The sequence below is a fragment of the Micromonospora cathayae genome, from assembly GCF_028993575.1.
In the GTDB taxonomy this organism is placed as follows: Bacteria; Actinomycetota; Actinomycetes; order Mycobacteriales; family Micromonosporaceae; genus Micromonospora; species Micromonospora cathayae.
The window spans coordinates 5,579,162-5,599,155 of sequence record NZ_CP118615.1 but is presented as its reverse complement, the minus strand read 5'-3'; the positions used below and the strand labels follow the sequence as shown (position 1 = coordinate 5,599,155).

Below are 19,994 nucleotides of genomic sequence, written 5' to 3'. Positions count from 1 at the left end.
TGTGGATGATGCGTCAACCAACGGCTATCGTCAGGGCATGGAGAGCCGCCCGCTGACCGCCCCGGAACAGCGCGCGTGGGAGGGTTGGCGGCGGATGCAGGCCGGGCTGGCGTCCCAGCTCAACCGGCAGTTGCTGCACCGCGCCGGGCTCTCCGAGGCCGACTTCGTGATCCTCGACGCCCTGCTCGGCGCGCCCGACCACCGGCTCCGTGCCCTGGCGCTGCGGTGCGAGGTGCAGTGGGAGAAGAGTCGACTCTCCCACCAGCTCGCCCGGATGCAGCACCGTGGCCTGGTGGTCCGCGAGGAGTGCGTCGAGGACTCGCGCGGCGCGGTGGTCCGACTGACCGGAGCCGGGCAGGCCGCCGTCCGGGCCGCCGCCGCCCACCGGACCGAGATGATCCGCTCGTACCTGCTCGACCTGCTCACCCCGGCGCAGCTCGACGCGCTCGCCGGGATCAGCGCGGCGGTCCTCGCCCGTCTCGCGGAGGAGGACCCGCACCGCCGGGCGCTCGCCGACCTGGCCGACGACCGTCCGTAGCGCGACGACGGATCAGGCGAATCCGTACCTGCTGACCGGTTTGGTCGTTTCGCCGTCCGGGGTGGAGGGTACCGGGTGAACGCGCCGGGAAGCCGCCACCGCACGCAGGGGCGGCGGGTTGGTGGTCACTGCCCTCCGGACGGCCAGCCCGGCCGGTCTGGCAGCAGCGCGGTGGGGATCTGGTCGGGCAGGTGCGGTACCAGTGGGGAGTGGGAGCATGGCGAAGCGTGAATGGTTGACCACCGCCGGTCTGGTCGCGTCGACCCTGACGATGGCGGGCTGCGGGACGACCGGTGCCCCGGACACCCCGGGCGCCTCCGGGGCCACCCCGGACCTCGGCCCGACGCCGTCGGCCGCGACCACCGCCGGGACGCCGTCCGCCGCGCCGTCCAGGTCGACGCCGTCCGCCGGTACGTCCTCCGCCGGGACGCCGTCCGCCACCGCGACGGCCCGGCCGGATGCCACCTCGCCCGTGCTCTCCGGCCGGCGGCAGGTCACCATCGTCCGGGTCGACGCGTTCGAGTCGGGGCTGTCGCTCGGGGACGACGGGCGGCTGACCGAGGTCGACGACGACAGCGGCCGGCAACTGTTCGTGCCCACTCCGGTGAACGGGAAGTACCTCATCAAGGCGTACCGAGGTTCCGGTGGTGGGCCCGGCGCGGGTGAACCCGTGTGCTGGCGGGTGCACAACCCGGGCGACACCCGCCCGCTGTCGGTCGACACGGCCACCTGCCGGACCGACGACCCGCGCCAGCAGTTCGAGATCGCCCCGGCGGCCACCGGCGGCGAACGCGCGTACGTGATCAGCAACGCGGGCGCGTTCCTGCGGACCTCGGCGCGCAACGGCCTGATCCTGGAGGAGTTGGGCGACGCGCCTCCCGCGAACAGCTTCCGGTTCACCGACAACGGACCAGCCCCAGCCTGACCGGCGCCGTTCCGCCCCGCACGATTAATCGACGATCGTCGTTGACGTTCACAGTTAATACTCTTTAGTATTTGCCTGCCTCGAGGAAGTCCGACCCCGTCCCGCCACCCGCACGCCGGCCGGTGCCCGATCGTCAGGTATCCGTCCGGCGGACGTGTGGCACCCCCGCCACGGGAAGGCCCTCGATGCCCTCACCACGTTCCCGCCGTACCCGGTTCGCCGCCGGCCTGCTCGCGCTGGCCACCGCCGTCGCCACGCTCACCCTGACCCGGGCCCCCGCCGAGGCCGCCGTGCTGCCGAACAACTTCAAGAGCGTCGGCTACCTGCCGTCCTGGACCGGCAACGTCAACACCGTCCAGTACGGCAAGCTCACCCACGTCAACTACGCGTTCGTCCTGCCCAACAGCGACGGCAGCCTCCGGGCGGTGGAGAACCCCGGCAAGCTCTCCACGCTGGTGTCCCTCGCCCACGCCAACAACGTCAAGGTGTCCATCGCCATCGGCGGCTGGAACGACGGCGACGACTCCGCGTTCGAGGCCCTCGCCGCCAACTCCGGCACCCGGAGCGCGTTCGTGACCAACGTGGTCAACTTCGTCAACCAGTACAACCTCGACGGCGTCGACATGGACTGGGAGTACCCGGACCCCGGTGCCTCGGCCACCAACTACAGCCTGCTCATGCAACAGCTCAGCAGCGCCCTGCGCAGCCGGGGCAAGCTGCTCACCGCCGCGGTCGTCGCCGAGGGCTACTACACCTCGGGCGTGCCGACCGCCGTGTTCGGCTACGTCGACTGGCTCAACATCATGGCGTACGACGGCGGCAGCCCGCACGCCAACTACGACTGGTCGATCAACGCCGTGAACGGCTGGAAGGCCCGTGGCCTGCCGGCGAGCAAGGCCGTCCTCGGGGTGCCCTTCTACAGCCGGCCCGGCTACTACACCTACTCGGCGCTGGTCGGCATGGACCCGGCCAACGCCAACCGGGACTGCACCACCGTCGGCGGCGTCCAGCAGTGCTACAACGGCGTACCGACCGTCAAGCGCAAGACCCAGTGGGCGCTGGCCAACGCCGGCGGCATGATGAACTGGGAACTCAGCCAGGACACCACCGGCTCGACGTCGCTGGTCAGCGCGATCTACGACACCGTCCTGGGCGGCGGCACCCCGCCGCCGGGCGGCCGGACCGGCCCGATCACCGGTATCGGCGGCAAGTGCGTGGACGTGGCCGCCGCCAGCTCGGCCAACGGCACCGCCGTGCAGCTGTACGACTGCAACGGCACCGCCGCGCAGACCTGGACCGTGGGCGGCGACGGCACCCTCCGGGCCCTCGGCAAGTGCGCCGACGTGACCAGCGCCGGCACCGCCAACGGCACGAAGATCCAACTGTGGGACTGCAACGGCACCGGCGCCCAGGTCTGGCAGGCCCAGGCCAACGGCACCCTGCGCAACCCGGCGTCGAACAGGTGCCTGGACGCCACCGACAACAGCTCCGCCAACGGCACCCGGCTCCAGATCTGGGACTGCTTCGGTGGCGCCAACCAGGTCTGGCGGCTGCCGGCCTGACCACCGGGACGGCGGACCGTCCCGGGTCTGTCATTGTTGGCAGGGTGACGACCGGCCACCCCATCCGTCCGCGTTCCCACCGTCGTGGCGGCCACCGAGTCCTGCGCGTCGTGCTCGCGCTCGGCGCGGTGGCCGCCCTGGCCGCCCTCGCGGTGGTCGTGGTGCCGATGCTGCTGCCGCCCGGCCCGCGACCGCTGTTCCAACTCCCGGTCGCCTGCGGGGAGAACTGGCAGCTCGGCACCTATCCCGGGCACGACGACTACGACGTCGACCTGTTCCCCCTCGACGGCGAGGCATGGGGGCGGCCGGTGCTCGCGTCCGCCGCCGGCACGGTCACCGTCGCCGGTATCAACGGCTCGCTGGGCGGCCGGACCCCGGAGAACCCGGACGGGCCGCGCGGCCGGGGCGGCGGGTACTGGGTCAAGATCGACCACGGGGGCCGGTGGGAGACCCAGTACCTGCACCTGCTGGAACCCCCGCTGGTGCGCGAGGGGCAGCGGGTCGCCCAGGGCGAGCAGATCGGCCGGCTGGGCAGCACCGGCAACTCCGGCGCACCACACCTGCACTACGAGCAGCGCCGGGGCTGGGAGAAGGTGGAGACGTACTTCGACGGGGAACCGTCCGGCATCACCCGGGACGACCGCGAGTACACCGTCCGCCGGACCAGCAACAACTGCCCCGGCTGAGCCCGGACGGAGCCCCGTCGCCGCCGTCGGCCGCCCCGCCGCCGGTCGCTCAGGTCAACGCCGCGAGCGCGGTGAGCAGCCGGTCCACGTCCTGGGTCGTGCTGCCGAGTCCGAAGCTGGCGCGGAGCGCGGTCGGTGGCAGGTCGGTGCGTCCGCTGCGCGCCGCCGCCCCGGCCAGCAGCCGCCGGACCAGGGGATGCGCGCAGAACAGGCCGTCGCGGACCCCGATGTCGTACCCGGTGGCCAGCTCCGCCGCGACCTCGCCCGAGTCCCGCCCGGCGACCACGAACGACACGATGCCGACCCGTGGCGCGTCCGGCCCGAAGGTGCGCAGCTCCACCACGTCGGGCAGGGCGGCCAGCCCGTCCCGGAGCCGGGTCAGCAGCGCCTGCTCCCGGACGTGCAGCGCGGCCCGGTCGGCGGCGGAGAGCGCCGCGCACACCGCCGCCAGGGCGACCGCGCCGAGCAGGTTGGGCGTGCCGGCCTCGTGCCGGGCCGCCCCGACGGCCCACCGTACGTCGTGGGTGGCCGCGCCGACGTGGCTGGTGGCACCACCACCGGCCAGGTACGGCGGAGCGGAGTCCAGCCAGTCACCCCGGCCGACCAGCACCCCGGCCCCGAAGGGCGCGTACAGCTTGTGCCCGGACGCGGCCAGGTAGTCCACGCCCAGCGCCGCCACGTCGACCGGGGCGTGCGGCGCGAGCTGGGCCGCGTCCACCGCGATCCGGGCACCGTGCCGGCGGGCGACCAGGGCCAGCTCGGCCACCGGCCAGCGTTCCCCGGTCACGTTGCTCGCCCCGGTCACCGCCACCAGGACCGGCAGGTCGGCCGGGGTGGCGCGCCGCAGCTCGGTCAGCGCCGCGGCCAGGGCCCGGACCGCCTCGCCCGGGGTGGCCGGCACCGGCAGCCGCACCGACCGGCGCGGCCAGGGCAGCAGGTTCGCGTGGTGCTCGCCGGCGAAGGTGACCACCGTGGTCCCGGCCGGCAGGGCCCGCGCCAGCAGGTTCAACGCGTCCGTGGTGTTGCGGGTGAAGACCACGTGGTCGTCGGAGCGGGCACCGAAGAAGTCACCGACCGTCTGCCGGGCCTGCTCGTACGCCAGGGTGCAGCGTCGGGACAGCGCGCCCGCGCCCCGGTGCACGCTCGCGTACCAGGGCAGCAGCTCGGCCACGGCGTCGGCGGCGACCCGGGCGCAGGGCGCGCTGGCGGCGTGGTCGAGGTTCACCTGACCGGGTACGCCGAGCACGTCGAGCGGTCGGGCCACGGGCGGGGTCAGCAGGGCGACGGACACGACAACCTCCGGAGTCCGGGGACCCCGGGTGACAGCACCGGGACGGGGTCCGCGCTTGCCCAGCACCGGACGGGGCTGGGCCCGGTCATCACCCGGGGCACCCCACCGCGAACTCGACGAGGGTTGCCGGCCAGCAAGCCGGGGCTTCACGCTGGCGCTCGTGACCTGCCGACAAGCATACGACCCGGCCACCTGCCGGGGAATCCCGGTGTCCGGCCGGGCGCGCGGGTCAGCCGGCGGGACGCCAGCCCAGCGCCGGACCGAGCCGGGTCGCCATGTCGGTGAGGATCTGGACGTAGTCGGCGTGGTCGAAGGTGAACGGCAGCGCGAAGGTGACCTCGGTGCTCTCCCGGAACCCGGCGTGCGCGGCCAGGCGCTCGGCGATCAGCTCGGCCGGGCCGAGGAGATCCGGGGCGATCATCATCCGGGCCGGTCCCTGGGGCGCCGTCGTGCGCGGCGTGCGGCGGTGGACGTACCGGGCGTACTTGTCGCGCTGGGCCGCAGTGGCCGTGTCGGTGGGGATGACGACGAGCCCCTGGGAGACGCGGGCCCGTGCGGCGTCCGGGTGGTGGGCGCGGAAGGCCCTGATCTGCGCCGCCTGGATCTCGGCGAAGTCCGTCGACTCCTCGGCCTTCACCACGTTGCTGGTGAGCAGGTTCAGGCCCTGCTCGCCCGCCCAGCGTGCGGACCGGAGGCTGCCCGCGCCGTACCAGATCCGGGCACCGAGGCCGGGGGAGTGCGGTTGCACCCGGTCGGAGTAGGTCTCGAAGCCCTCCACGCCCGCGAAGTCGCTGGCCGGCTTGCCGGCGATGAGGTCGAGCAGCCGGCGTACCCGGGTGTAGCTGAAGTCCTCGACGTCTGCGGTGTCCGGGTAGAGCGCCTGCCGGACCCGGTCGTAGTGCGCCGGTGGACCGATGCTGACCCCCGGATTGAGCCGCCCGCCGGAGAGGACGTCGACCGTGGCCAGGTCCTCGGCCAGCCGGAGCGGGTTCTCCCAGCCGAGCGGGATGACCGCGGTGCCGAGCGCGATGCGTCGGGTCCGCTGCGACGCCGCGGCCAGGACGGCCACCGGCGAGGAGACGCCGAACTGGAGATGACGGTGGCGTACCCAGGCGCTGTCGAAGCCGAGCTGTTCGCCCAGCTCGATCAGGTTCAGGGTCGACTCGTGGCCGGCGCGCGGATCGGTCTCGTCGAACAGGCCGATGGTGAGGAAACCGAGCTTTCCGAGCGGCGTCGCGGGTGTGGGCACGTCTTCCTCCTGGCGAGATGGTAAGCCCTATCAAATCTATCGGATTTACCGCCTTCTCGGGTCGTGGTGGCCGGCGACCCGGACCGCCGGGGCCGACCGGTCCGGGTCGGACCGTCCACCACGGCCGGTCGGGTGCTAGATTGCGGCCTTCCGAGGAGGCTGCTGAGACGAGGCGATATGCAATGGCTCCGGCGCATACTGGGTGGGCAGCAACCGGTCCAGCAGGACCCGGCCCGACAGGAACAGCTGCTCCAGCAGGTCCGGCACCACTTCGGGGCACGGGTACCGACCCCGGTGGCCGACCAGGTCGCGGCGGTCACCGGACTGCTGGCCGGTGACGACGGGCTGATCGTCGCGGCCCGGGTGGTCGGTGAGGTCGCCGAGGAGGCGCACGCGGCCATCCTCACCCAGGCGTTCGAGCTGCAACGGCGTACCGGCCGGTGGCTGGTCGCCGACCGCCGCAACTACCGCCCGCTGTGGCAGGTGGCCGGGCCGCAGCTGCGTACGCCCCTGTTCGCCCTGCCCTGCGGCTTCCACCCGTACGTGCAGGTGGCGGCGGCCGTGACGGTGGTCGGCGACGGGGCGACCCGGCTCGCCCGGATCACCGACCCGGAACCGCTGCTGGCTCAGCTGTTCGAGGTGTTCGACCTCACCGTCGCCGGGTGGGAGTACGGTCAGGTCCGGGTGGACGTCGACGCCGCGTCGCTGGCCGTCCGGCTGATCTCGGCCACCCAGCAGATCCGGGCGGCGTTGGACGATCCGCCCCGGTTGCCGCCGCCGGTCCGGGACCTGATGCGTCGCAACAACAGGATCGAGGTGTACCACCCGGCCGGCGACCGGGTGGTCGGCACCATCAACCTCGGCGCGGAACTGCGCCCGGCCATGCTGGCCTGAACGACCGCCACCCTGCCCCGCCTGCCTGCGCGTCGCCTGCCTGTGCGCGGTCGCCACCTCGCCCCGATCGGGGTGGTCGGGTCCGGCGGCAGCCGGTCGGCGCGCAGCTCGCCGACACCGTCCGGCTGCGGCGTCAGCCGTCGGTTGGCCGTCCGGTGCCGGCGCGTCGGCAGCGCGCCAGCCCGGCGCGTAGCTCACGGCGTAGGGCCCGGTCCAGGTCGGGCTGGGCGAGCGCGGCGGTGAAGTCCCGGGCGGCCTCGTCCCAGCGCCCCAGCCGCAGCAACGCCGTACCCCGGTTGAAGCGTGGTACGGGGGCCGTCGACAGCGCCACCGCCCGGTCCAGGTCCGCGACGGCGGCGGCGACCTCGCCCCGCTCGAACCGGACGGCTGCCCGGTTCGTCCAGGCCTCGACCAGCGTGGTGTCCCCGGCCAGCGCCCGGGTCAGCAGGTCGTCGGCCTCGGCGAGGCCACCGCGTTCCGAGCGGACCAGGCCGAGGGTGCACAGCAGCGCGGGCTCCTGCGGGGCCAGGGCCAGCCCGGCCCGCGCGGCCGTCTCGGCGGCGTCCTGCGCGCCCCGGGCCAGGTGCAGGTTGACCAGGGCGATCCGCGCGTCCACATGTCCGGGGTCGATGGCCAGTACCCGGTCCAGGTCGTCGGCCGCCCGTCCGGGGCGACCCCGTTCCTGCTGGAGCACGGCCCGGTTGTAGTACGCCTCGGGCAGGTGCGGGCCCAACCGGATCGCGGTGCCGTAGTCCCGGATCGCCGCCCGGGTCCGGCCCGCCGCCCGGTACAGGGCGGCCCGGTCCACGTAGTACTCACAGTTGTCGGGATCGTCGGCGATCACCGTGTCGAGGTCGGCCAGCGCCCGCCCGGGATCCCCCAGGGCGAGGTGGACCTGCGCCCGGTTGTGCCGCAGCCGGGCCAGGTCCTGCCGCCGTTCGCCGGGGGCGAGCACCGCGTGCAGGCGGGCCAGCCCGTCGTCGACCAGCCGGAGCGCGCGGGCCGGTTCGCCGGCCCGGCTGTCCAGCAGCGCCAGGCCCTGCTCGTAGAAGACGGTGGACAGCACCCGCTGCCGGGGGTCGTCCAGCCCGGCGGCGAGGCGCAGGGCCCGGTCCAGCCAGTGCCGCGCCCGCGCCGGATCCTGGTCGGCCGGTGGCAGGTGCCGGGCGTACAGCATCGCGGTGGCGTACGCGGCGGACATGGTGATCTTCGGGTGGTCGGTGGCGGCGCGGGCCTCGTCGTACAGGTCGAGTGCCTCGGCGGCCCGGTCCAGCGCGGCCAGCGCGGTGGCCAGCCCGGTGGTGAAGGCCCACCAGTGCCGCAGGTCGTCGTCCGGGCGGACCAGGGCGCGACCGCGGCGCGCGGTCCGGGCCGCGTGGTGGTAGAAGCCGCGGGCCAGGCTGTCGCCCAGTGCCCCGCGCAGTGCGGCCGGGTCCGGCTCGGTCGGCGGCCGGTCGGGTCCGTCGCCGCGCAGGTCCAGGCGGAGCGGGGACGGGGCGAGCCGGCGGGTCAGCGTGTCCAGCAGTTCGCGGGTGGTCTCGTCGGCGTGGTCGACGTGGTCGAACCGGACGGTGACCGGTCGGCGCAGCCGCTCCGCCCAGGTCGCCACGAACTCGGTCGCCCCGTACGCCAGCGCGGCGGTGCGCCGGGCCGGGTGGAACCGGATCGGCTCCTCCTCGGCGGCGGGCCGGGCGACGGGGTCGAGCCGGGGCGCGATGGCGTGCAGCTCCACGGCGTGCCGGGCGGCCAGCCGGGGACGCTCGGCGGCGATCCGGACGAGCAGGTCGGCGACCCCGGCGTACGGCCCGTGGTCGCGGTGGCAGTCGTGGACGTACGGGCGGTCGGTCACGACCGGCGGCCGGGGCCGGCTCGCCGAGGACGTCGGACCGGCGCGCCCGCCCTCCCCGGAAACCGCCGGGTCCGGGGCGAGGAACGGGTGGACCTGCCGGTGCGGGCGGAGGGCCGGGACGACCTGTCGGTGCGGGCCGGCGGGTGCCCGGGGGCACCCGCCGGGCGGGGAACTACCAGCACCACTCGATCCAGAGCCGGCGGGCCCCGGAGAGCAGGCGCAGGGTGCTGGTGCGGCGGATGGTCATCTTCTTCATGGGCACCTCCGTTGTCGATCACCAACGAGCTTCCCGAAGCGTAATCATCATCGATGGATTAATGAAGATCCCGGCCTGGTCGATCCTTCAGCGGGTACGGGACGACGGTGCGTGGCTCTCGTCCGGGCCCCGCCGGCGGCCGATCGGCCGGGCGGCCCGGAAGGCGATGCCCTCCTCCTCGATGCGGGCGAGATCGACGGCGGTGACGCCCCGCCCGGTGAACCGTTCCACCGCCACCAGGCCCTTCTCCGCCCGTCCGCCGTACCCGGCGAAGTCCAGCCCGGCGAGCGTCGCGGCGACCACCGGATCGGTGTCGACGTCGCCCATCGGTTCGAACGAGGCGAGCAGCCGGCCCCGTTCCGCGAAGGACAGCCGGGTCACCGCGTTGACGTTCCAGAACATGCTCGCCGCCCGGCCCTGCGCGGAGGCGGCCAGCAGCACCTCCGCCCGCGACCCGAGATAGCCGTTGTACTCCACCGCGAGTACCGCGGCGCCGGTGTCGAGCACGGCGACCCAGGGGTCGGCACCGGGTTGCAGGCGCAGGTCACGGAGGCGGACCGGACGGTCCGGGTCGGCACCGAAGGCCCGCAGCACATCGCCGGTGGTGGTCCCGGTGACGACCGTGACGGTCGCCGCCGTCGACAGCGGGCTGCGGTGGATCCAGCGGTACCCGTGCTCCGGGCGCGGTGGGCGTACCGGCTCGGGCTCACCGCGCAGCCGGTGTCCGAGCCGATCGGTCCGTCGGTGCACCGCCGGCGGGGTGGCCGGTGCCGCCCAGACCACCAGCCGGTAGCCCTCGAACTCGGCGTCGCCGTCGTCGCGGCCCCGGGCGTGCACGCGTAGCCGGTAGTCGCCCGGCCAGGGCGGGGTCTGGCCGCTGCGGTGCGTGGCCGTCTCGCCGGCCGGGCCGAAGACCGACGCCAGGCCCTCGGTGGCCCGCCAGCTCCCCCTCGACCAGCCCGAACCGGTGACCGGACACCCGCACCGACCCGGACGACTCGCGGGGGAGGAGGTACTCCGCACGGATCCGGGCCAGCCGCGCCGCCGCGTACCCGGGTGGCATCGGCGTCTCCCGCAGCAGCAGCGCCGCCACGCCGGTGCCCAGCCCCACCACGGCGGCCTCCCGGTCGACCGCCGCCGGCGTGTGCCGCGGATCCACCACGAGCGCGGCGGTCGCCACGGCGAGGGCGAGGTGGACCGCCCCGTGCCGGGCCGCGATGGTGGCCTCGTCGCCGACCCCGGGCACCCCGTCCAGCGACGGACGGATAGACGGGTGTTCCGTCAACCGCCGGACCAGCGACACCAGCAGACCGGTCACCCCGGGACGGAGCCGTTCGTACAGTTCGGACATGGTCCGCGCCGCGCTGTCCTGCCCGGTCGAGACCCAAGCGAACTGCTGACCGGCCGGACCCGGGGGCAGGTGCGCCTCCAGCGCCGGCGGGCCGGACGGCACCAGGTCGGTGACGCTCAGCTCCAGCGCCCCCAGCAGACGCTCGGCCAGCAACGACCCCAGGCCGTGCAGGGCGGCCAGCGCGTCCGGCTGCGCCGGGAGGGCGGCGGGACGGGATACCGGGCGGGCGGCGGGCGGGGACACCGAATGGGGCGGCAGCGGGCCGGACGGCCTCCGGGCCACCTCGGGCCGGACCGGGCCGCCCGGGGCGCGATGGCGCTCGTCGTCCGGGGCACCCAACCGGCCCAGCGTGGTGGCGGGGCCGCGGGGGATCCGGGCCGCCAGTACCGGCACGAGGGGCCCTACCTGCGCCGCCACCGCCGCCAGGACCTCGTCGGTCACCTCGGTCATCGCCCGCCCCCGCCCGTCGACCACTGTGGACCGGAGCAAGCTACCGGGCGGGTACGACAACGTGGGCGACCCTCGACGCGCCCACCCCGGGTGGTCGGCCCGCGCCCGCGCCGCCACCGCCAACAGCCCCGTGACGGGTCAGTCCTTGAGCGGGTACGGGATGAAGGTGCTGCGGTTCTCGTCCAGGTCCAGCCGGCGGCTGATCGGCGGGGCGGCCCGCTGCGGGCAGGACATCCGTTCGCAGGTCTTGCAGCCGGGCCCGATCGGGGTGGCCGCCTCGGCGGCGTGCAGGTCCATCCCGGCGGAGTACACCAGCCGGCCGGCGTGCCGGGTCTCGCAGCCCAGCCCGATCGCGTAGACCTTGCCGGGCTGGCCGTAGCCGCCGTGGTGCCTTGTGACCGTGCGGGCGATCCACAGGTAGCGCTGCCCGTCCGGCATGGCGGCCACCTGGGTGACCACCCGGCCGGGGGAGCTGAACGCCTCGTAGACGTTCCACAGCGGGCAGGTGCCGCCGGTGCGGGAGAACGGGAAACCGGTGGCCGACTGGCGTTTCGACATGTTGCCGGCCCGGTCGACCCGGACGAACGAGAACGGCACGCCGCGCGCCCGGGGCCGTTGCAGGGTGCTGAGCCGGTGGCTGACCGTCTCCCAGCCGATCGCGAAGTGCTCGGTGAGCAGCTCGATGTCGTACCGGAGGCGTTCGGCGGCGGTGAGGAACCGCTCGTACGGCAGGATCAGCGCCGCGGCGAAGTAGTTCGCCAGGCCGACCCGGGTCAGGATCTGGGTCTGCGTGTCGTCGAACCGCTCCTCCTCGACGATCTCGTCGATCACGTCGGCGTACTCCAGCAGGGCGATCTGCGCGGCCATCCGCATCGCCTCCTGCCCGGGGCGCAGTGAGGTGGACAGGTGCAGCGTCTGGGTCTGCGGGCGGTAGCGGTGCAGTTCGCCGCCGAGCGCGTCGGCGTCGTCGCGGGCGACGCGTACCCCGTGCCGCCGGGCCAGCCGGTCCTGGAGGTTGGCGCGTACCTCGCCGCGGCGCAGGCCGATCTGCCCGGCCAGCCGTTCGGCCGCCTCGTCGAGGTCCGGCACGTAGTTCTGCCGCCGGTAGAAGAACTCGGTGACCTGGTCGTGCGGGCTGCGGCCGACCCGCTCGCGGTCGCCGACCAGTTCGGCGAGCTGTTCGTCCACCTGCTGGTAGCGGCGGTGCAGCTCGATCACGGCCTCGGCGACCTCGGGCAGCCGGCCGGCGAGTTCGGTGAGTTCGGCCAGGCCGGCCCGGCCGCCGAGCGCCTCCCGGAGCCCGGCGACCAGGCGGGGGGTGTCGTGCGGGGCGAAGACGGTCGGGTCGACGCCGAACACCTCGGTGATCCGCATCAGCACCGGGACGGTGAGCGGCCGGGTGTCGTGCTCGATCTGGTTGAGGTAGCTGGGTGAGATGTTCAGCAGGCGGGCCAGGTCCGCCTGGCTGAGCGCCCGCTCCTCGCGCATCCGGCGGAGCCGGGCGCCGACGAAGGTCTTGTCGACCGCCCTCACCTCCCACAGCTGGATCCGGCCCGGACGGGATCACATTAACACCACTGTAAAGAGGCTCATTCACAACTTAACAGATTTGCTCGGAGAGTTTTCAAGAATTGGCTGATTCCGTCTCTCGACCGCATTGCCCACGTCGTGTGAACGTTGGTGACACACCGGTCCACCAGCACCGATCCACCCGGCCCGCAGCGCGCCAGCGTCGACGCCGCCGCCGGGAAACGGTGCCGCCGGCACCGAAACCCCCGAGGAGAAGACCATGCGGACCACAGCCGAGCAGTTGCGCCACGAATGGGAGACCGACCCGCGCTGGCAGGGAGTGCAGCGCAGCTACCGCGCCGAGGACGTGGTGCGGCTGCGCGGCGCGATCCAGGAGGAACACACCCTGGCCCGGCACGGGGCCGACCGGCTCTGGCGACTGCTGCACGACGAGGACTACATCCACGCGCTCGGCGCGCTCACCGGCAACCAGGCGGTGCAGATGGTCCGGGCCGGGCTGAAGGCGATCTACCTGTCCGGCTGGCAGGTCGCCGCCGACGCCAACCTGGCCGGACACACCTACCCCGACCAGAGCCTGTACCCGGCCAACTCGGTGCCCGCCGTGGTCCGCCGGATCAACAACGCGCTGCTCCGGGCCGCCCAGATCACCACTGCCGAGGGCGACGAGCGGGGCATCGACTGGTTGGCCCCGATCGTCGCCGACGCCGAGGCCGGCTTCGGCGGGCCGCTCAACGCGTACGAGCTGATGACCGCCATGATCGCGGCCGGCGCGGCCGGGGTGCACTGGGAGGACCAGCTCGCCGCCGAGAAGAAGTGCGGCCACCTGGGCGGGAAGGTGCTCATCCCCACCGGCCAGCACATCCGCACCCTGGAGGCGGCCCGGCTGGCCGCCGACGTGGCCGGCGTGCCGTCCGTGATCGTCGCCCGCACCGACGCGCAGGCCGCCAGCCTGCTCACCACCGACGTGGACGAGCGGGACCAGCCGTTCGTCACCGGCGAGCGTACCGCCGAGGGCTTCTACCGGGTCCGCAACGGCATCGAGCCGTGCATCGCCCGGGGCCTGGCCTACGCGCCGCACGCCGACCTGATCTGGATGGAGACCGGCACCCCGGACCTGGAGGTCGCCCGCCGGTTCGCCGAGGCGATCAAGGACCGGTACCCGGACCAGCTCCTCGCCTACAACTGCTCGCCGTCGTTCAACTGGCGCAAGCACCTCGACGACGCGACCATCGCCAAGTTCCAGCGGGAACTGGGCCACATGGGATACCGGTTCCAGTTCATCACCCTGGCCGGCTTCCACGCCCTGAACTACTCGATGTTCGACCTGGCCCGGGGCTACGCCAGCGACGGCATGGCCGCGTACGTCAACCTCCAGGAACGCGAGTTCGCCGCCGAGGCGGCCGGCTACACCGCCGTCAAGCACCAGCGGGAGGTCGGCACCGGCTACTTCGACCTGATCAGCACGGTGCTCAACCCGGCCGCCGAGACCACCGCCCTGCGTGGCTCCACCGAAGAGGAGCAGTTCGCATGAGGTACGAGATCATCGGCCCGCTGGCCGACCGGTACGACGAGGTGCTCACCGCCGAGGCGCTGGAGTTCCTGGTCGCCCTGGACAGCGAGTTCGCCGCCCGCCGGGTGGCGCTGCTGGACACCCGCCGGGCCCGGCGCGCCCGCTACGCCACCGGCCAGTTCCCCGACTTCCTTCCCGAGACCGCGCACATCCGCGCCGACCCGGACTGGCGGGTCGCGCCGGCCGCCCCCGGCCTGGTCGACCGGCGGGTGGAGATCACCGGGCCGACCGACCGGAAGATGACCGTCAACGCGCTCAACTCCGGCGCGAAGGTGTGGCTCGCCGACTTCGAGGACGCCACCGCCCCGACCTGGCACAACGTCATCGGCGGCCAACTCAACCTGATCGACGCCCTGGACCGGCGGATCGACTTCACCGACGACCGGGGCAAGCGGTACGCGCTCGGCGACGACCTCGCCACCATCGTGGTCCGGCCGCGCGGCTGGCACCTGGTGGAGAAGGGCATCGCGGTGGACGGGCGGCCCATCTCGGCCAGCCTGGTCGACTTCGGGCTGTACCTGTTCCACTGCGCGCGCCGGCAGCTCGACGCCGGCTCCGGGCCGTACTTCTACCTGCCCAAGCTGGAGACCCACCGCGAGGCCCGGCTGTGGAACGAGATCTTCGTCTTCGCCCAGCACTACCTCGGCCTGCCGATCGGCACCATCCGGGCCACCACGCTGATCGAGACGATCACCGCCGCGTTCGAGATGGAGGAGATCCTCTACGAGTTGCGGGAACACTCGGCGGGACTGAACGCCGGCCGGTGGGACTACATCTTCAGCATCATCAAGAACTTCGGGCAGTGGCCGGACTTCGTCCTGCCGGACCGCGCCGACGTCACCATGACCGTGCCGTTCATGCGCGCGTACACCGAACTGCTGGTGCGGACCTGCCACCGGCGCGGCGCGCACGCCATCGGCGGGATGGCCGCCTTCATCCCCAGCCGCGACACGGCGGTCAACGAGACCGCCCTGGCGAAGGTGCGGGCGGACAAGCAGCGGGAGGCCGGTGACGGCTTCGACGGCTCCTGGGTGGCCCACCCGGGCCTGGTCGGGGTGTGCCGCGAGGTGTTCGACGTGGTGCTCGGCGACCGCCCGAACCAGGTCGACCGACGCCGCGACGACGTGCAGGTCGCCGCCGCCGACCTGCTGGCCGTGGACAAGACCCCCGGCCAGGTCAGCGCCACCGGCCTGCGGTCCAACGTCGCGGTGGCGCTGCGCTACGTCGACGCCTGGCTCGGCGGCACCGGCGCGGTGGCGCTCTGGAACCTGATGGAGGACGCGGCCACCGCCGAGATCGCCCGCTGCCAGGTGTGGCAGTGGCGGCACCACGGCACCCCGCTGGCCGACGGCGGGCGGGTCACCGAGGAGCTGGTCCGGTCGATTCTCGCCGAGGAGTTGGCCGCGCTGGCCGAGGGGCGCGACGACGCCGGCCGGGAGCGGGCCGGGGCGGCGGCGCGGATCTTCGAGCGGACCGCGCTCGACGAGGACCTGCCGGCGTTCTTCACCGTCGAGGCGTACGCCCGGCACCTCGGGCCGTCCCACGGGGGCTGGTCCCTGGCCCGCTGCCGTCGGGTCAGGCGCAGATGGCGTACGCCCGGGGCGCCCAGTTGCCGGTGAAGCCGTCCTCGTCCTCGGCGGCGGTCACCCGGACCTGGGTGTCGGAGATCGGTTCGAGGCCGGTGAGGCGGACTTGACCGGCACCGCCGTCGATCTCACCACCGACGCCGTGCACCAGCTTGCCGGCGGGACAGGTCGCGGTGGCGGACTTCACCGGATTCGAGTCGAGCACGCCGATGCCGGCGACCCGGGCCAGTCCGGCCAGCGGGGACACGCAGATCACCTTGCCCCGGATCTGCCACTCGTCGGCGTAACCGGTGCCGTCCTCGATCGCGGTGAGGGTGACCTGGCTCAGGTCGGCGCTGGGCCGCACCTCGTCCACCACCACCTGGCCGAGACCGCCGTTGATCTCCAGGCCGACGCCGAGCAGTTGCTTGCCGAGCGGGCAGAACACGGTGAGCGCCTTGCTGGCCGAGGACCAGGGCGTGGTCGATTCGGCGAGCTCCCAGCCGGCCGGCTCCCGGGCGCACAGGGCGGTGGCGGTGATGGACCAGTCGCCGGTGAAGCCGGGGGCGTCGTCCTCGCGGCCGGTCACCGAGTAGCCGTCGGTGGCACCGAGGACCGGCAGCATGGTGTCCATCACCACCTGGCCGGTGGCCCCGTTGACCCGACCCCCGCCAGCCACGAGGAGGGTGTCGGTCGGGCAGTTCGCCTGTCTGGTCTTCCAGTCGCTGTTGCTCGGGCCGGTGCTGGTGACCCGGGTCAGGCCGGCCAGCGCGGCGCCGGCCGGCGCGACCACCGCCAACTGGGTGGTCAGCACCATGATGGCCGCCAGGCCCAGGGCCGGTACGGTCCGCCGGCCGGCGCGGCGGGCGTGGGATCGGACGTGCATGTGGCGACTCCTCGTTCACGGGGTGGTGTGGGTGCGCCCGACGATACGAGGCGGAGTCCACAGTCGACGGAGCGGCCGGCGGGACCCGTCCGCGTCGGCGGTGCGGGTCAGCCCGCGGTCGGTTGGCCGGGCCCGGCCAGCAGGGACACCTGGGCCGCCCGGGACCGTTCCACCCGCCCGGCGAGGTCCCGTACCCGTGGGTCGGCGGCGACCGCCTGGTGGGACCGGGCCAGGTCGGCCGCCGCGCGCTGGTGGGTGCCGAGCAGGTCGCGCAGCACCCGGTCGACCTGGCCGGGCGGGGCGGCCCGCAGCCGGGCCAGGCCCGCGGTGCCCGCCCCGTGGTCGTGCCGGTGCGCCCCGCCGGACGGTACCGGCCCGGCCTCCCGCAGCCAGCCGCGCATGGTGGTCAGCTCGTCGGACTCGGTGGCCTCGATCGCGGCGACCAGGGTGCGCAGCCGTTCGTCGGTCACCCGTCCCCGGCTGAGCCGGAGCAGTTCCAGCGTCTGCTCGGTGTGCGCGACCATGGTGGTCAGGAAGACCACGTCGAGGCCGCTCAGCGTGCTGGTCACCGGGGCCGGCCCGGGTGGCGGGGCGGTGCCCGGCCCGGGTGAGGCTCCGGCCGTGCATCCGGTGACCAGCAGCAGGGCGGCGAGCAGGACGACACTCGACAGTCGGGTCACGTCGTGCTCCGGTCCGCTCGCGGTGGCGCGGGCCGCCGGCCGGTCAGAGCTGGGTCCACAGGGCCGGCACGTACGGCGGCTCCCAGCCCGGGATCGCGGTGTGCGCCTGCCGGCAGCGGTAGCTCAGTCCGCCGTAGCTGACCTGGTCGCCGACCTGGTACGTCCGGCCCGCCGTCCAGGTGCCGCCCGGCGCGGGGGTGGTGGTCGGCGGCGGCGTGGGGGTCGGCGCGACGGTCGGGGTGGGCGTGGGGGACGGCGGCGTCGGGCTGGGCGTCGGGTTGCCGCCCCCGCCGATCTGGAGGTCCACGCAGGAGTAGAACGCGTTGGCGGTGTCGGCGATGTTCCACACCGCGAGGACCTTCTGCCGGCCGGACCAGCCGCCCAGGTTGACGGTGTGCGAGACGGTGGCCCCCGGCTGTTGCCCGCCGCCATTGAACACCGCCACCCGGGTGTTGCCGATGAAGTACTCCCAGTTGCTGGTGGCGTGCCGGGCGGTGTTCGTCCAGGTGAACGTCACCGTCGAGCCGACGGAGGTGGCGGGCCAGCCCCAGTTGTCGTCGTTGAGGACGGCGAAGTGCGCGATCCCGGCGTGGCAGCTGCGCAGCCCCTTCGGACCCTCCACGCTCTGCGGCTCGTACCTGATCTGTCCGCAGTCCGGGACCCGGCCCTGGGCGCAGAGCGCCTGGCGGCTGGGTGGCCCGGAGACGTAGCCGTGCGCCTGTGCGGGGGTGGCGACGGCCAGGGTGGCGGTGACCGCGCCGGCCGCCACCAACGGGATCGTGAATGTTCGACGCATGGGTGTCATCTCCTCGAGGTCAGGACTGGTGAGGTGACACCCACGTTAAATTAAAGCTTGTTAACAGTAAAGATGGTTGCCAATATCTGCGGGACGGCCCCGGCGGCGACGGGGCCGCCGCCGGGGGAGCCGGTCAGCGTTGGACCCGCGCGCCCGCTCCGCGCACCAGCGCCTCCACCTCGGCCAGGCTCGCCATCGACGTGTCGCCGGGGGTGGTCATCGCCAGCGCGCCGTGCGCCGCGCCGTACTCCACCGCCAGCGCCAGGTCGCCGCCGCGTTCCAGCAGGCCGTAGATCAGCCCGGAGGCGAAACTGTCCCCGCCACCGACCCGGTCCAGGATCTCCAGGCCGGGCCGGTGGGTGGCCTCGGCGAACGACCCGCCGGCCCAGGCCACGGCACCCCAGTCGTTCACCGTCGCGCTGCGGACGCCGCGCAGGGTGGTCGCCACCACCCGGAAGTTCGGGTACTCCCGGACGACCTGCTCGATCATCGCCTTGAAGTTGCCCGCGTCCAGTGCGCCACCGGCGTGCACGTCGGTGTCGGGCACCTCGAACCCGAGGCAGGCGGTGAAGTCCTCCTCGTTGCCGATCATCACGTCGACCAGCCGGGCGAGCCGGCGGTTCACCTCCCGCGCCCGGTCCTGCCCCCCGACGGCCTTCCACAGGCTGGGCCGGTAGTTCAGGTCGTAGGAGACGATCGTGCCGTACCTGCGGGCGGCGGTCATCGCGGCCTCGGCCGTCTCGGCGGCCGTCTCCGACAGTGCCGCGTAGATGCCGCCGGTGTGCAGCCACCGCACCCCGAGGGCGCCGAAGAGGTGGTCCCAGTCGACGTCGTCGGGGCGGAGCTGGCTGGCCGCGGAGTGCCCCCGGTCGGACGTGCCGACCGCGCCGCGTACCCCGAAGCCGCGTTCGGTGAAGTTCAGGCCGTTACGGACGCTGCGGCCGATCCCGTCGTAGCGCATCCAGGTGATCAGGCTCGGGTCGACGCCGCCCTGCAGGACGAGGTCCTCGAGCAGCCGACCCACCTCGTTGTCGGCGAACGCGGTGACGATCGCCGTCCGTAGCCCGAAGCAGCGCCGCAGGCCACGCGCGACGTTGTACTCCCCGCCGCCCTCCCAGACCCGGAACTGCCGGGCGGTGCGGACCCGGCCCTCGCCGGGGTCCAGGCGCAGCATCACCTCGCCGAGCGAGACCAGGTCGTACCGGCAGTCGGCCGCCGGCCGGGGGGTGAGGGCGCTCATGCCGCACCCCCGGCCGCCGCCAGCGCCGCCCCGGTCCGGGCGGTGATCTCGTCCCAGCGCTCGCCGGCGATCAGCTCCGACGCGACGATCCAGCTCGCGCCGACCGCCAGCACCGCCGGTACGGCCAGGTAGTCGGCCACCACGGCGGGCGTGATGCCGCCGGTGGGCACGAACCGCACCTGGCGGAACGGTGCCGCCAGCGCCTTGACCATCGGGGCCCCGCCCAGCTGCTGCGCCGGGAAGAACTTGACCGTGTCCAGGCCGGCGTCGAGGGCCATCTGGATCTCGGTGGCGGTGGCGATCCCCGGTACCACCGGCACCCCGGCCTGCTGGCACACCCGGACCACGGCCGGGGCGAAACCCGGCGTCACGACGAACCGTGCCCCGGCTGCGATCGCCTGCTCCGCCTGCCCGGCGCTGAGCACCGTGCCCGCGCCGACCGCCAGGTCGCCCCGGGCGGCCAGCGCCCTCATCGTGTCGAGCCCGGCGGCGGTGCGCAGGGTCACCTCGGCCGCGGCCAACCCGCCCTTGACCAGCGCGTCGCCCAGGGGATCGGCGTGCCGTGCGTCGTCGAGGACGACGACCGGCAGGATGCGCCCGATCCCCAACTGTTCACTCCTATGAACGTCAGTCACGTACGTGACCGTACTGGAGGCGCGGAGCGTTCGCTAGAGTG

At 73.8% G+C, this 19,994-nt stretch carries 18 protein-coding genes and 1 riboswitch; of the genes, 7 read left to right on the top strand and 11 right to left on the bottom strand.

Annotation, left to right across the window (positions count from 1 at the left end; genetic code table 11):
• The first annotated feature begins 37 nt into the window (after positions 1-37).
• The 4 genes from PVK37_RS24715 to PVK37_RS24700 all read left to right on the top strand — a co-directional run bounded on the left by PVK37_RS24715 (position 38) and on the right by PVK37_RS24700 (position 3,711).
• Positions 38-538 (top strand): MarR family winged helix-turn-helix transcriptional regulator, encoded by a 501-nt coding sequence (locus tag PVK37_RS24715; protein ID WP_275030198.1) that lies wholly within the window; start codon positions 38-40, stop codon positions 536-538.
• A 217-nt stretch (positions 539-755) separates the two neighbouring features.
• On the top strand, positions 756-1,463 hold the full coding sequence (locus PVK37_RS24710) for a RodZ family helix-turn-helix domain-containing protein (RefSeq protein WP_275030197.1): 708 nt from the start codon (positions 756-758) through the stop codon (positions 1,461-1,463).
• Between the two features lie 185 nt (positions 1,464-1,648).
• Positions 1,649-3,025: a glycosyl hydrolase family 18 protein gene (locus tag PVK37_RS24705; protein ID WP_275030196.1), complete on the top strand. Its 1,377-nt coding sequence runs from the start codon at positions 1,649-1,651 to the stop codon at positions 3,023-3,025.
• Positions 3,026-3,069: 44 nt separating this feature from the next.
• On the top strand, positions 3,070-3,711 hold the full coding sequence (locus PVK37_RS24700) for a M23 family metallopeptidase (RefSeq protein ID WP_275030195.1): 642 nt from the start codon (positions 3,070-3,072) through the stop codon (positions 3,709-3,711).
• 49 nt (positions 3,712-3,760) lie between these two features.
• On the opposite strand, the gene PVK37_RS24695 is transcribed toward PVK37_RS24700, so the two are convergent.
• Positions 3,761-5,002 carry an aminotransferase class V-fold PLP-dependent enzyme gene (locus PVK37_RS24695; RefSeq protein WP_275030194.1) on the bottom strand — a complete coding sequence of 414 codons (1,242 nt, stop codon included), beginning with the start codon at positions 5,000-5,002 and terminating at the stop codon, positions 3,761-3,763.
• Positions 5,003-5,048: 46 nt separating this feature from the next.
• A riboswitch (SAM riboswitch) is annotated at positions 5,049-5,168 on the bottom strand.
• Between the two features lie 63 nt (positions 5,169-5,231).
• Complete coding sequence (locus PVK37_RS24690; RefSeq protein WP_275030193.1) at positions 5,232-6,251, bottom strand: LLM class flavin-dependent oxidoreductase; 1,020 nt, start codon at positions 6,249-6,251, stop codon at positions 5,232-5,234.
• A gap of 177 nt (positions 6,252-6,428) precedes the next feature.
• Here PVK37_RS24690 and PVK37_RS24685 point away from each other — a divergent pair, with 177 nt between their 5' ends.
• Positions 6,429-7,145, top strand: coding sequence for a hypothetical protein (locus tag PVK37_RS24685; RefSeq protein WP_275030192.1), 717 nt, complete (start codon positions 6,429-6,431; stop codon positions 7,143-7,145).
• 133 nt (positions 7,146-7,278) lie between these two features.
• Here PVK37_RS24685 and PVK37_RS24680 read toward each other — a convergent pair whose 3' ends face one another.
• From PVK37_RS24680 to PVK37_RS24665, 4 genes are all read right to left on the bottom strand, one after another.
• Positions 7,279-8,994, bottom strand: coding sequence for a tetratricopeptide repeat protein (locus PVK37_RS24680; protein WP_275030191.1), 1,716 nt, complete (start codon positions 8,992-8,994; stop codon positions 7,279-7,281).
• Positions 8,995-9,337: 343 nt separating this feature from the next.
• On the bottom strand, positions 9,338-10,000 hold the full coding sequence (locus PVK37_RS24675; RefSeq protein ID WP_275030190.1) for a DUF6461 domain-containing protein: 663 nt from the start codon (positions 9,998-10,000) through the stop codon (positions 9,338-9,340).
• On the bottom strand, positions 9,957-11,051 hold the full coding sequence (locus PVK37_RS24670) for a hypothetical protein (protein WP_275030189.1): 1,095 nt from the start codon (positions 11,049-11,051) through the stop codon (positions 9,957-9,959). The genes PVK37_RS24675 and PVK37_RS24670 overlap by 44 nt, the downstream gene beginning before the upstream one ends.
• A gap of 138 nt (positions 11,052-11,189) precedes the next feature.
• Positions 11,190-12,584, bottom strand: coding sequence for a short-chain fatty acyl-CoA regulator family protein (locus PVK37_RS24665; RefSeq protein WP_275030188.1), 1,395 nt, complete (start codon positions 12,582-12,584; stop codon positions 11,190-11,192).
• Positions 12,585-12,840: 256 nt separating this feature from the next.
• Here PVK37_RS24665 and aceA point away from each other — a divergent pair, with 256 nt between their 5' ends.
• Together aceA and aceB are read left to right on the top strand one after the other, a co-directional pair.
• On the top strand, positions 12,841-14,112 hold the full coding sequence (gene aceA, locus PVK37_RS24660; protein ID WP_275030187.1) for an isocitrate lyase: 1,272 nt from the start codon (positions 12,841-12,843) through the stop codon (positions 14,110-14,112).
• Positions 14,109-15,770 carry a malate synthase A gene (aceB, locus tag PVK37_RS24655; RefSeq protein WP_275030186.1) on the top strand — a complete coding sequence of 554 codons (1,662 nt, stop codon included), beginning with the start codon at positions 14,109-14,111 and terminating at the stop codon, positions 15,768-15,770. The genes aceA and aceB overlap by 4 nt, the downstream gene beginning before the upstream one ends.
• Here aceB and PVK37_RS24650 read toward each other — a convergent pair.
• The 5 genes from PVK37_RS24650 to eda all read right to left on the bottom strand — a co-directional run bounded on the left by PVK37_RS24650 (position 15,727) and on the right by eda (position 19,953).
• Positions 15,727-16,602, bottom strand: a complete 876-nt coding sequence (locus tag PVK37_RS24650; RefSeq protein ID WP_275030185.1) for a hypothetical protein — start codon at positions 16,600-16,602, stop codon at positions 15,727-15,729. The genes aceB and PVK37_RS24650 overlap by 44 nt on opposite strands.
• Before the next feature lie 107 nt (positions 16,603-16,709).
• On the bottom strand, positions 16,710-17,282 hold the full coding sequence (locus PVK37_RS24645; protein WP_275030184.1) for a DUF305 domain-containing protein: 573 nt from the start codon (positions 17,280-17,282) through the stop codon (positions 16,710-16,712).
• A 43-nt stretch (positions 17,283-17,325) separates the two neighbouring features.
• On the bottom strand, positions 17,326-18,078 hold the full coding sequence (locus PVK37_RS24640; protein WP_275030183.1) for a lytic polysaccharide monooxygenase: 753 nt from the start codon (positions 18,076-18,078) through the stop codon (positions 17,326-17,328).
• Positions 18,079-18,211: 133 nt separating this feature from the next.
• A complete protein-coding gene (locus PVK37_RS24635; protein ID WP_275030182.1) occupies positions 18,212-19,318 on the bottom strand; it encodes a sugar kinase in 1,107 nt (368 codons plus the stop codon).
• A complete protein-coding gene (gene eda / locus PVK37_RS24630) occupies positions 19,315-19,953 on the bottom strand; it encodes a bifunctional 4-hydroxy-2-oxoglutarate aldolase/2-dehydro-3-deoxy-phosphogluconate aldolase (protein ID WP_275030181.1) in 639 nt (212 codons plus the stop codon). Before eda ends, PVK37_RS24635 begins: the two co-directional genes overlap by 4 nt.
• Positions 19,954-19,994 lie beyond the last annotated feature (41 nt).

Excerpts from the sequence above, each read along its gene's own strand:
- PVK37_RS24650 (WP_275030185.1), bottom strand. The coding sequence starts at position 16,602 with ATGCACGTCCGATCCCACGCCCGCCGCGCCGGCCGGCGGACCGTACCG.
- PVK37_RS24670 (WP_275030189.1), bottom strand. The coding sequence starts at position 11,051 with ATGACCGAGGTGACCGACGAGGTCCTGGCGGCGGTGGCGGCGCAGGTA.
- PVK37_RS24635 (WP_275030182.1), bottom strand. The coding sequence starts at position 19,318 with ATGAGCGCCCTCACCCCCCGGCCGGCGGCCGACTGCCGGTACGACCTG.
- aceB (WP_275030186.1), top strand. The coding sequence starts at position 14,109 with ATGAGGTACGAGATCATCGGCCCGCTGGCCGACCGGTACGACGAGGTG.
- PVK37_RS24710 (WP_275030197.1), top strand. The coding sequence starts at position 756 with ATGGCGAAGCGTGAATGGTTGACCACCGCCGGTCTGGTCGCGTCGACC.
- PVK37_RS24705 (WP_275030196.1), top strand. The coding sequence starts at position 1,649 with ATGCCCTCACCACGTTCCCGCCGTACCCGGTTCGCCGCCGGCCTGCTC.
- PVK37_RS24640 (WP_275030183.1), bottom strand. The coding sequence starts at position 18,078 with ATGCGTCGAACATTCACGATCCCGTTGGTGGCGGCCGGCGCGGTCACC.
- PVK37_RS24685 (WP_275030192.1), top strand. The coding sequence starts at position 6,429 with ATGCAATGGCTCCGGCGCATACTGGGTGGGCAGCAACCGGTCCAGCAG.
- aceA (WP_275030187.1), top strand. The coding sequence starts at position 12,841 with ATGCGGACCACAGCCGAGCAGTTGCGCCACGAATGGGAGACCGACCCG.
- PVK37_RS24715 (WP_275030198.1), top strand. The coding sequence starts at position 38 with ATGGAGAGCCGCCCGCTGACCGCCCCGGAACAGCGCGCGTGGGAGGGT.